Raw genomic sequence first — 11,576 nt, 5'->3', positions numbered from 1 at the left:
GCGCACACCGCTCAATGGATACGGCTCAGCCCTCCGACTGGTGGATACAGCCAGGCTTCCTTCCAATGCGCGCGGCGAAAGATAACGCCGCCTCGGCTCGGGCGGTGGTGAGCCAGGAGTAGGCGGCGCACAGGAAGCGCCAACCGTACTGCTCAGGCATGGACGGGTCCTGTCCGTCCTCAATCATCTGGTGGGTCTGGCGGCTGAAGCACCACAGAGCCTGGACGGTCAGTTCGCAGGTGACCAGCTCGTCGCTGGCGAGGCTGTGCTCGCGGGAATGGGAGGCGTAGGCGACGCCGGAACAGCCGACGTAGGCGGTGGAGACTCGTCCTACGCCGAAGGACACGTTGTCCGGGTGGTCGAAGCCAGCGGTGGCTGAGGAGCAACTCTTCGACCATGCCGTCCAAGAGCGCTCTCCGGCCCACGGGCCCGGAGGTGAGCCAGAGAGGGAGAGGACGTACTCAGGGTTCGAGACCCGAGCGCAGTCCTCGTCCAGTAGGTCGCAGAGCGCCTACCGCATTAGCATCCGCCACTGACAGCCAGGTCGCTTGAAGCGTCTCTTTGAGCCTTCTCGCGCCGCCTCTCACCGGATGGTTTCTGATCAGGAGCCGCCACACGGCTGCCTTCGACCAACCTATGAGTCACCGCCAAGTTGGCCGGAAAGAGTGAGCCTTGCTGCAAGAGGATTCGGGAGAACGCCATGGTTCCTGTCACGCACCGGTTGTGTGCGTGACACAGAGGGGGGATAAGCCATCTCAACCATGAGAGACGGGGAGGCCAGCACGGCCTTCCAGGAGATCATCACGACGCTGACCCGGCGGCGCATCGAGATCTACGACCAGGCAGGCGACGACTGGCGATTCGCCGAGAGCCTGAAGTCGGTCAGCGAGGACACGGCCCAGGAGTACGAGGGCCGCGCCGTATTGGAGCTCATCCAGAACGGGCACGATGCGCTGGCCGAGTGCAGCGCTGGAAGGATCGCAGTCCTGGTATGCCTGCAAGCGGGCGAGAACGGTGTCCTGTATGTCGCCAACGAGGGCGCAGGGTTCACCGACAGCAACTTCCGCGCGATCACAGAACTCGCCCTGTCGGACAAGGGCGCCGGAGAAGGCATCGGCAACAAGGGGCTCGGGTTCCGCAGTGTGCTCCAGCTGACGGACTGGCCCGAGGTCTACTCCAAGGCCTCCCCGTCATCCGTGGAGTTCGACGGCTTCTGCTTCCGGTTCGCGCGTCCTGAGGACGTGCGCGAGCTGGTGGACGACCCAGAGCTGGCCGACCGGGTAATCGACGACATCTCGCCGCTGGCTCTTCCGGTTCCGGCCGATGTCACCGATGCCACACTCACGTCCCTGGCCGCAGAGGGATTCTCCACCGTCGTACGCCTGCCACTGCGCAACAAGCACGCGGCGGAAGCCGCGATCACGCAGGCCACGGAAGCAATCAGCGGTGAAGCGCCGCTCCTGCTCTTCCTGGACCGGGTCGGTGAGCTGATCCTGGACGTCCAGGGCGATGGGGATCGGGACGGTCGCCGTGTGCTGGCCCGCTCCGTAGCCCCGTCCAAGCTGGTTGCCCGAGAGGAGTCACGGTGGGTCGAGGAGGTTGACCTCGCTGAAGGCGGACGCTATCTGCTGGCCCGCCGCACGCTTGCCCCTGAGGAGCTGCGACGGGTGATCGAAGGGAGCGTCGAGGCACGCGAGATCGACGCCAAGTGGCTGAAGTGGGACGGCGAAGCCTGGGTCGGAGTCGCGCTCCGGCTGGACAAAGACCTGGAACAGGGTCTGTTGTACACCTTCCTCCCGATGTCGGATGCGGCCCGTGCCCCCTTCCGCGGCCATGCTCACGCCCCGTTCTTCACCAAGTTGGCCCGACTTCATATCAGCGAGACCGTGGCCCTGAACGCGTTCCTGCTGGACCAAATGGCGCAACTATGCCTCCAGCTGATGTCGGCACTACGTTCCCAGGGACCGTATTCCGCGGTCCGGGACCTCGTCCTGGACCTCGTGTGCTGGGACGACCCGGCCCGGATCGACAAGGCCCTTGCCGGAAAGCTGGCAGACGAGCCGATCGTTCCCCTCGTCGGGGCAGACTCGTGGGGCACGCTTCGGAGTTCCTATGCGTGGCCTGACGGAAGGCGTCCCTGGACGGTCCTCACCGCCGAGGCGCTGAGCCAGGCCGGCGGGCGCCTCCTCGATTCTTCCGTCGGGCCACTCCGACGGGGCCGTCTCATCAAACTCCACCGGGACCTTCTCGGAACGCTCATGCACCCGATGCCGCAGACGAGCGCAGCGTGGGTGGAACGCCTCGCCGAACGGTTGCAGCCCGCTGGAGGAGAACAACCGGTCCCCCTGTGGGCAGACTTCTACGACGACCTTGCACAAGCGTTCGCCGACCATCCCGAACACCTTCACGGCCGGCGGATCATCCTCGATCAGGACGGCCGGCTCTGGCCTGCGCTCGGTGGCACGGAAACGGCCGGCAAGAACGAGCAGTCCGTCTTCTTCCTTCCTGAGGACGAAGGCGGTAACGGCGCCACCAAGGTGCCGAAGGCGCTGAAAGCCCTACGCCGCCGCATGGCCTTCACGCACCCCGCCATCGCCTGGGGACGCCCCGGACGCACCTTCCTGGAAGCCCATCGGCTGGTACGCCCGTACCGGACCGACCGGGTCTTCGAAGCTCTGAGGGATCTCCTCGCCAAGAGCCCCTCGGACGCCCTGTGCCGAGACGCCCTGGTTTTCGCCTTCCGGATCTTCCCCTCCCTCACCGAGGCCGAGCGCGGACGGCTGCCCCGGACAGGCCTCCGTTTGCCCGCTGGTGAAGGCGGCTGGATCAAGGCGACCAGTTGCCTCTTCTCCCCCGCTTGGCGCACCGAGGGCGGGCGACGACTGGCGAAGTTCTTGGAGGCGGGCGGCGATTCGATTCCGTCACTGGCGACCCTGCGTCAACGCTGGCTCAGCAACCCGGACGTCTGGCCCGTTCCCGTCAACGACCTCACGGCCTACGTGGAATTCCTGAAGGCGGTCGGGGTGGGCGACGGCCTGCCTCTCTCCTTGGTCGGCGGCAGACTGAGGCCGACCAACGGCCGGGACATGGCACCGGGAGTCGTAGCCCGGAGGCTGTCGCTCGGCGACGAGCTCGGACGGGCCTGGTCGAAGGACGTCCACCGTACCTGGAGCGACTTCGCCCACCCATGGACACCATACGAGTTCCGCCGCCAGCTGGCCCATGTGCCAGGCGCCGTCGAGGTCACGGAGCTGGGCACGGCCGCCCGCCGAGAGTTCGCGGAGTTGTTGCTCATCGGTCTTCGCACCTGGGCGGACACAGCCTTCACCGTCCCCCTTCACCGGCCGCACCACGACCGGAATCGGGACCCCCATACATGGCCGAGCCCACTCGCATCCTTCCTGCGTTCCATGCCCTGGCTCCCGGTAGAGGCCAGAGACGCCGACGGTCCGACCTTCGTCCCGCCGAACCGTGCGTGGTTCAGCACCGAGGGCGAACTTCCGGCATTCGTTCCCTCACTCCCCCTCTCGATCCGTCGGGCTCTGGCCGACAAGCCGGTGCTCGAACGTCTACGCCGATGCGGTCTGCGGTTCTGGGACGAATCCGAGCACGCAGGAGCTGCCGTTCGAGACCTCGGCGCGATCGTCGCCACGGGTGGAGTACCCGACCACCTCAACGTCTCGTTCAAGAAGCACTACGGGAGGGCGTGGTCCCACGTAGCGGATAGCGAGCGCTGGCCTTGGCCCGCCGGAAAGCCGGCGCAGCTGGCAGTGGTCCAGAAGCACGCTCTGACCAGCCTCACGCCTTCCTCTCGGGAAAATCCGGTCTACGTCTGCGACGAAGCCGACCCGCTGAAGGAGAGTCTCGTCGAACTCGCGGGTCATCCTGTCCTGATCGCCGGATCCGATGACGGCGCGAGGATCGCGAAGAGGCTCGAGTCGAGCGGGACGCCCGTGGTCCGGCTGTCCGACACACGGGTTCAGGTGAACGACCGCGCCAAGGAGCCGATCAGCCCATCGGACGACCATCCCCTGCTCACTGAAGCCCGGGAGTGGCTGGTCCTGGTGGTAGCTCTGGTGGTGGAGCTCAAGTCCGGTGCGTTCGTGCGCCGTAGCGAACGCACCGTGCACTTCCTCCTCGATCAGTTGCGTGCGATCCGCATCATCCGCGCCGAGGAGATCGAGATCCTGATCGCCGGTGAGCGTGTGGAGCCTCCGCCGACGACCCGTAGCCTGCCGCTGCCCGATCCCGACCACCCAACCGTCGTTGTCTGGGACGTCGACCGCGATGGCGACGGTGGTTGGGAAGAACTGCAGGCGTCCACGTCGGCGGTCACTCAACTCCTCCACCAGCCGTCGCTGCAGGACGCCCTGGAGCTCGTTCTCGTCAAGCTGCAGCGGCACTCCGGCGGCGCGATGCCGGACTACATCGACGACCACACACTCGCGCTGGCACTCGACACCAACGAGTCCAGAATCTCGGAAATACGGCGCAGCCTCACGAACGACCTGCCCCACATGGTCCGACAACTGCGCCCCGTCCTGGTCTGCCTGGCCGGCACCGACCGCGCCGACACGGTTTCCGAGGCCCTGGACGAAGCCACGAACGAGGAGGAACTGATCGCCGTCCTCGGCCGATTCCCCTGCGCCCTGCCGCTCCCCGCCACCGAACTGCTCGCCGTGGCCCGCACCTCCACGACGCCTGCCGAACTTCGGGAGGCCCTGGCGCTGGACTACAAGGCGTTCAACGAGGCACTCGCCGCGCTCGGAGCCCCCTATAAGCCCGTCTGCGACCCGGACCTCCACGAGCGGACGTTCAGCGAGTTCGTCCGCGTCCACGCCGATGCCGTTCTGGACCGGCTGCGCGAGCGGTACGCACCTCAGGCCGCGGGAGGAGCCGACGTGGCCGCGTACGCTGCCGCCCGCCATCTAGAGGACCTGGCTCCCGACCCGGACTGGCTACCCCGCTTCGCCTCCCCACCCGAGGAGCAGATGCGAGAACGCGTCGCCCACTGGCTGCGGTCGCACGGCGCCGACGACGACCTGGAGCGCGCGGGCAATCTCGAGCCCGTCGACGAGCTACGCCGTCTCAACACGGCAGCGCTCGACCGCTTGGTCTCCGTGCTGACGAAACTGGTGCCCGCCTGGTGCCGAAGTCACCACGCTCCCGTGCCAGCCGGCTGGAACAGCACCCCGCTAATGGCGGCGCGGACCGCGCTGCAAGGTTCCGGACTGGCCGACCTTTTCCTCCTGAGCAACGAGCGGCTCCTGAGTGAGGTGGCCCGCGGAGTGGGCTGGCCTGTGGGCATGCCGCACAGCGCCGACCTCGCTGCTCTAGGTCTCACCGCTCGCGACGTCGCACAACCGTCCACACCCTCGTCAGGCTTCATCGGATCCGGCAGATCCGTCCAGCCCACGATCAAGATCGGTGAGGAGGAGATCGTCGTGGGGCGCGACCACTTCACAGCCATCGCCGACCTGGCGGCCCGGACGGTCGACGAGACCTTCCTCGCGCAGTCCGGGAAGGTGCGGCTCGGCACGATGGCAGCTGTTCCGCAACCCCGCCGCACACCAGAATCTCGGACACCCAGGATCGTCGTCGCGCACAGGGCGCAGCTCGGCGAGGAGCAGAAGGCGGCCATCGGCTTGGTGGGCGAGGTCTCCGCACGCGCTTGGCTGGAGCGCCGGTACGCCGAGGTCCACTGGGTCTCGGGCTACGCCGCGGTCCTCAATGAGGACGCGGCAGCGTCCGACGGCCACGGCTACGACTTCGAGGTCGCTTACCGCGGCACCACGCGCCTATACGAGGTGAAGGCGACCAGCGAGTCCCACACCGAGCGGATGGAGTTCGAGCTGGGTATCTCCGAGGAGAGGGCAGCACGGGAGCACGCGCGCGGAACTCGCTATCGGATCTTGCTGATCACCTCTGCCCTTGATCCAGACCGGCGACAGGTGTTCGAGCTGCCGAACCCCTTCGCGTTGGCGGGACGTGACCGGTTCCTGGTAGTAGGACGGGGGCTGCGCTACCAGTTCTCCCCCACCCGTGGAACATCCCGCCCGGTCCCGTAGAACGGTCGTCACGATGCGGAAGGACCAGAAGAACTCATAGCCGGAATGGGCGATGGAATGGCCTACCGCCCATGCCGCCGTCCATTCACACCCGGCCCGCCCTCCGGACACGATCAACTAGACCCGGGGGGTGGCGTCTTCTGCTGACGTCAGAAAGGAGAAGACGCCACGCGAAGCACCAGTCGCTGACAGCCAAAACTGACTACATCCGTCCGTCGAATGTCGACCTCAATTGGAAGGCGGGCCATTGGAACGGCAGGTCAATGAGCGGCAGCTCTCGGTACTGCAGTGGGTGGGAGCCGGGTGCCCTGCCGGCGTGTGGGAAACCAGCGCCTACAAGACCACGTGCCAGGCACTGCAGAACCGGGGGTTGGTCACGGTCTCCCGGAAGGGCGGGCAGTGGAGCGTCACCCTGACGAGTGCCGGCCTGCATTACCTAGCGCACGGCACATACCCCTCCCCACGAATCTCGCCTGCGGAAGACCCAGGCAGCCCCTCCGCAACCCCCGCCAATCCAAGCGCAGGAAATTCCTACCCCCGCTCGATTGCCACGTCCTTCCACACAGCCTCGCATGACGTTCTCGGAGCAGCTGCTGCAAGAGCTCGTAGGAGCGGGCGGCCGGATCGTCAAGAGCGGCACCGGTCCAGAGTTGGAGAAGTGGCACGCCCGCGTCGCCGCAGCGCGCAGATCCGAAGGATCCCGGAGACAAAGGAGCTGTACGGGGGCTGGTGCCGTGGTGGGTACGAGATCAAGCTCGTCGACGTCCCCGCCTGGCGCCTCGTGGCCCTCGTACCCGTCCCTGTCCCCTCGCGGCTCACGCGGCCGCACAGCGTGGTACGGGCCATGCAGAACGAACCCCAGCCGCTGGGCCTGGCCAAGCCGGTCCAAGGTCGCGCCCTCAGACTTATCCAGGCGCTGATCACTGCCACCGGGAACGCAGGACACTCCAGTGCGGCAGGGCAGACCGGCTGCGCGCCGCCGCCCCATCGCCGCCGCAGGGCGTCTCCCCACTTCACCATCACCGCGCAGGGCCAGACCGTGGAGTTCCTCGTCCTCCAGGAGCAGGACCGGACTGAGCACGTCGCCACCGAGAAGGAACTCGCCGAGGCCAAGAAGAACTCCTGGATCAGGATCCCCCGCTTCGACTACACCCCGTCCGAACGCCTCCGCTTCGTCCTCAGGGGCGGCCAGCCGCACCGGGCGAGCGAATGGTCCGACACCCCCGCACGCTCCCTCGAAGATCAGCTCGCCGAAATCACGCAGGAGGTCACGCTTCGCGGCGAAGCCTCCGAACGCAAACGTCTCGACGAGATCGAGGCGGCCCGTCAGAAGCGCGTCCGCTGGGAAGCCGCAATGGAGGAAGCACGTGTCCAGTACGCCGAGGCGTACCGCTTCAGGCACTTCGAAGCACAGGAAACGGCATGGCGCCAAGCCATCCGACTGACGGAGTACGTGATCGCCGTACGCACCCGGGTCGAGACCATGCCCCCAGGCCAGGCCAGGACCCAAGCCGAAGCATGGATCGGCTGGGCGACAGCACGTGTGGAACGCCTCGACCCGCTGAACACACCGCCCCAGCTGCCCGACATCCCCGAACCACGAGCCGACGATCTCAGGCCCTTTCTCGGGCACTGGAGCCCATACGGCCCCTGAGTCAACACGGACCGGACCCCCACCTAGCCTCACGGACCGTCACTACCGAGAGACGGGTGGGGCTGGGGCACCCGACAGCTCAGCAGCCAGTGCCCCAGCCACCTCAAGGTGCCTAAGACCAGACAGCTGAGGGCTCCACTCGGTGGCCACCAGGCCCGCATGACGACCCATCAGGAACCGTGCCGTTCGTGCGTCAAACGTGCGTCACGTGCGTCGAATATGCGTCAAGATATCGCACCTAACGCATGTAACGCCCATAACGCACACTCGGAGAAACGGCAGGTCAGCGGCCCTTTTCAGCAGGCTCAAGGATCGCGACGCACTCGACATGCTGGGTCATCGGGAACAGGTCGAACGCCCGCAGCGTCCGGACCCGGTAGCCGCCCTCCTTGAAGTAGGCGATGTCGCGGGCCAGGGCCGCCGGGTCGCAGGCGACGTAGGCGATGCGGCGCGCTCCCAGGCCCGCGAGGTGCTTGACCGTCTGCTTGCCGGCGCCCGCGCGCGGGGGGTCGAGGACGATCAGGTCGACCTCGGTGATGCGGGTGCGCGGGAGGACCGTCTCGACCTTGCCCTGTTCGATGCGGACGCGGTCGTAGTCCTGGAGGTTGTGGCGGGCGTCCTCCACCGCGCGCTTGCCGGACTCGATGCCGAGGACCGCGCCCTCGTCGCCGACGCGGTCGGCGATCGCGCCGGCGAAGAGGCCGACACCGCAGTAGAGGTCGAGGGCGGTGTCGCCCTTGCGGGGCAGCAGGCCCTGCATGACGGCGAGGACGAGCGTCTGCGCCGCCTTCGGGTGGACCTGCCAGAAGCCGCCGTTGCCGACGCGGTACGTGCGGTCGTCGGCGCGCTCGCGGACGAAGGGACGGCCGTGGACGCGGTGCACCCCGCCGTCGTGCTCGTCGACGCGGAGGACGGAGACCGGCTTGTCCAGCTCGACCAGAGGGAGGCGGGCGCCCGGCTTGGGCGCCAGAATGACTTGGCGGTCGCCCGAACCCGAGGCGGCGATGGCCTCGACCGAGGCCATGCCCTCCCAGGTGCGCTTCTCGATGCCCAGCTCGCTGACGCCCTCGGCCGCGATCATGCAGTGGTCGATGACCTCGACGTCGTGCGACCGGTGCTTGCGCAGACCCGCGTGGCCCTCGGCGTCGACGGCGTACTGGACGCGGGTGCGCCACTGCGGGACCTCGCCCGCCGGGAGCTTGTCGCCCTCGGCCGGCATGACGGTGCCGTCCCAGCCCGCCTCCTCGGGGGTCAGACCGGCCAGCCGCTGGAGCTGCTCGGCGATGACCTCGCCCTTGAGACGGCGCTGCGCGCCCGGCTTGGCGTGCTGCCAGTCGCAGCCGCCGCACTTCCCGGGGCCCGCGAAGGGGCAGGGGGCCTCCACCCGGTCCTTGGAGGCTTCGAGCACGGTGACGGCGTCCGCGCGCAGGAAGCGGGAGGTCTCCTCGCCCTCGGTGACCCGGGCGACGACCCGCTCGCCCGGCAGCGCGTGGCGGACGAAGAGAACCCGGCCCGCCTCCGTACGCGCGATGCAATGGCCGCCGTGGGCCACGGGGCCGACCTCGACCTCGTACTCTGCCCCGACCAACGAAGAAACAGGTGCGTTCTGCATGACGGGGTGACTCCAGAGAAAGAGAGAGGTGGGCTGCCGTAGCGGCAGCCCACCAGTCTACGTGTCCTTGCCGGCCGCTTCCTTCGGGCGCTTCTCGACCGGACCGCGGCGCACCGAGCCCGGCGCGTTCCACTCCTGACGCTTCCGCTCCCGCTTCTTGGCGGCCTCGGAGGACCGCAGCTGGTACGGCACGGAGGTGACCATCACGCCCGGGGTGAACAGCAGCCGCCCCTTGAGCCGCAGCGCGCTCTGGTTGTGGAGCAGATGCTCGTACCAGTGGCCGACGACGTACTCGGGGATGTAGACGGAGACCGCGTCGCGCGGGCTCTCGCGGCGGATGTTCTTGACGTACTCGATGACCGGCCGGGTGATCTCCCGGTACGGCGAGTCGAGGATCTTGAGCGGAACGTTGATGCCCCGCCGCTCCCACTCGGCCTTGAGCGCCTTGGTCTCGGCCGGGTCGACGTTGACGCTCAGCGCCTCCAGCTCGTTGGCGTGCAGCAGCTTGGCGTAGGCGAGCGCGCGCAGCGTCGGCTTGTGGAGCTTGGAGACGAGGACGACGGAGCGGACGCGCGAGGGGCGTACGTACTCGTCGGGACGCTCCTCGGCGGCCGCGATCTCCGCCGACACCGAGTCGTAGTGCCGGCGGATCGCGGTCATCGTCCCGTAGAAGATCACCATGCCGAGCAGGGCGACCCAGGCGCCGTGGGTGAACTTGGTGGCGAGGACGACGACGAGGACGAGGCCGGTGAAGAAGGCACCGAAGGTGTTGATCGCGCGGGAGCGGATCATGCGGCGGCGCTGCGCCGGGTCCTTCTCCGTCTTCAGGTGCCGGTTCCAGTGCCGGACCATGCCGGTCTGGCTGAGGGTGAAGGAGACGAAGACGCCGACGATGTACAGCTGGATGAGCTTCGTCGAGTCGGCCCCGTAGACCCAGACCAGGAGCACGGCGGCGCCGGCGAGGAGCACGATGCCGTTGGAGAAGGCGAGCCGGTCGCCGCGGGTGTGCAGCTGGCGGGGCAGGTAGCGGTCCTGGGCGAGGATCGAGCCGAGGAGCGGGAAGCCGTTGTACGCCGTGTTGGCGGCCAGGAAGAGGACGAGCGCCGTGGCCGCGGCGAGGACGACGAAGAGGAAGGTGCCGTCGCCGAAGACGGCGGCCGCGACCTGCGAGATGACCGGGTCCTGGACATAGCTCTCGCCGACGGGGACGCCGTCGCGCAGCAGGTCGACGGCGGGGTGCTCGGCCATCCGGACGTCGGTGGCCATCGCCAGGAAGATGATGCCGCAGAACATGGTGACGGCCAGGCCGCCCATGAGGGCGAGGGTGGTCGCCGCGTTCTTCGACTTCGGCTTGCGGAAGGCGGGCACGCCGTTGGAGATCGCCTCGACGCCGGTGAGGGCGGCGCAGCCGGAGGAGAAGGCGCGCAGCAGGAGGAAGAGCAGCGCGAAGCCCGCCAGGCCCTCCTGTTCGGCCTTGATCTCGAAGTCGGCGGTGGGGGCCTTCATGGTCTCGTCGAGGACGATGCCCTGGTACGCGCCCCAGGCGATCATGATGAAGACGCCGGCGACGAAGACGTACGTCGGGATGGCGAAGAGGCTGCCCGACTCCTTCACCCCGCGCAGGTTCATCAGCGTCAGCAGCACGATGACGCCGACCGCGCAGAAGACCTTGTGCTCGACGACGAACGGGATGGCCGAGCCGAGGTTCTCGATCCCGGAGGAGATGGAGACGGCGACGGTCAGGACGTAGTCGACGAGCAGGGCGCTGGCGACGGTGAGTCCGGCCTTGGGCCCGAGGTTGGTGTTGGCGACCTCGTAGTCGCCGCCGCCGCTCGGATAGGCGTGGACGTTCTGCCGGTACGAGGCCACGACGGTGAACATCAGGACCACGACGGCCAGCGCGATCCACGGGCTGAAGTGGTAGGCCGACAGACCCGCGATGGAGAGGACGAGCAGCACCTCACCGGGTGCGTACGCCACCGAGGACAGCGGGTCGGAGGCGAAGACGGGGAGAGCGATCCGCTTCGGGAGGAGGGTTTCCCCGAGCTTGTCACTCCGCAGAGCCCGTCCGATGAGGATCCGTTTGGGCAGGTCGGTCAGTTTGGACACAACAGAGGATCGTAAGCGTTCGAAAAGAGCCATGCTCACCACCACCCCCTATCGGCACGGAATCTCCCTGACCGTCACCTCGGATGAGGTCCCGCCCGGGGTTGCCGCATAAGCTCGGATCGGGCAGCCCGGC

At 67.7% G+C, this 11,576-nt stretch carries 5 protein-coding genes; 2 read left to right on the top strand and 3 right to left on the bottom strand.

The features are described 5' to 3' along the window. Positions 1 to 25 precede the first annotated feature (25 nt). The gene (locus IE136_RS36065) at positions 26 to 346 is read right to left on the bottom strand and encodes a hypothetical protein (protein ID WP_229819270.1); all 321 of its coding nucleotides are present in this window, start codon (positions 344 to 346) and stop codon (positions 26 to 28) included. 415 nt (positions 347 to 761) lie between these two features. Between IE136_RS36065 and IE136_RS29630 the strand changes: the two genes are divergently transcribed. Together IE136_RS29630 and IE136_RS36060 are read left to right on the top strand one after the other, a co-directional pair. Beyond that, positions 762 to 6,068: a sacsin N-terminal ATP-binding-like domain-containing protein gene (locus tag IE136_RS29630; RefSeq protein WP_189601847.1), complete on the top strand. Its 5,307-nt coding sequence runs from the start codon at positions 762 to 764 to the stop codon at positions 6,066 to 6,068. Between the two features lie 658 nt (positions 6,069 to 6,726). After that, entirely contained in the window at positions 6,727 to 7,722 is a 996-nt protein-coding gene (locus tag IE136_RS36060) for a hypothetical protein (protein WP_229819268.1), read from the top strand. Between the two features lie 283 nt (positions 7,723 to 8,005). Here the strand turns inward: IE136_RS36060 and IE136_RS29620 are convergent, their stop codons facing one another. Both IE136_RS29620 and IE136_RS29615 read right to left on the bottom strand, forming a co-directional pair. Beyond that, positions 8,006 to 9,334: a class I SAM-dependent RNA methyltransferase gene (locus tag IE136_RS29620; RefSeq protein ID WP_189601846.1), complete on the bottom strand. Its 1,329-nt coding sequence runs from the start codon at positions 9,332 to 9,334 to the stop codon at positions 8,006 to 8,008. A 57-nt stretch (positions 9,335 to 9,391) separates the two neighbouring features. Then, complete coding sequence (locus tag IE136_RS29615) at positions 9,392 to 11,443, bottom strand: APC family permease (protein WP_158991377.1); 2,052 nt, start codon at positions 11,441 to 11,443, stop codon at positions 9,392 to 9,394. Positions 11,444 to 11,576 lie beyond the last annotated feature (133 nt).

The sequence above is a fragment of the Streptomyces lateritius genome, from assembly GCF_014649715.1.
Taxonomy (GTDB): Bacteria; Actinomycetota; Actinomycetes; order Streptomycetales; family Streptomycetaceae; genus Streptomyces; species Streptomyces lateritius.
Note: the sequence above shows the minus strand (reverse complement) of the source record. Positions and strands in the feature narration are given on the sequence as shown.

What these genes read in the sequence shown, in the direction of transcription:
- IE136_RS29620 (WP_189601846.1), bottom strand. Translation starts at nt 9,334, where the DNA reads ATGCAGAACGCACCTGTTTCTTCGTTGGTCGGGGCAGAGTACGAGGTC.
- IE136_RS29630 (WP_189601847.1), top strand. Translation starts at nt 762, where the DNA reads ATGAGAGACGGGGAGGCCAGCACGGCCTTCCAGGAGATCATCACGACG.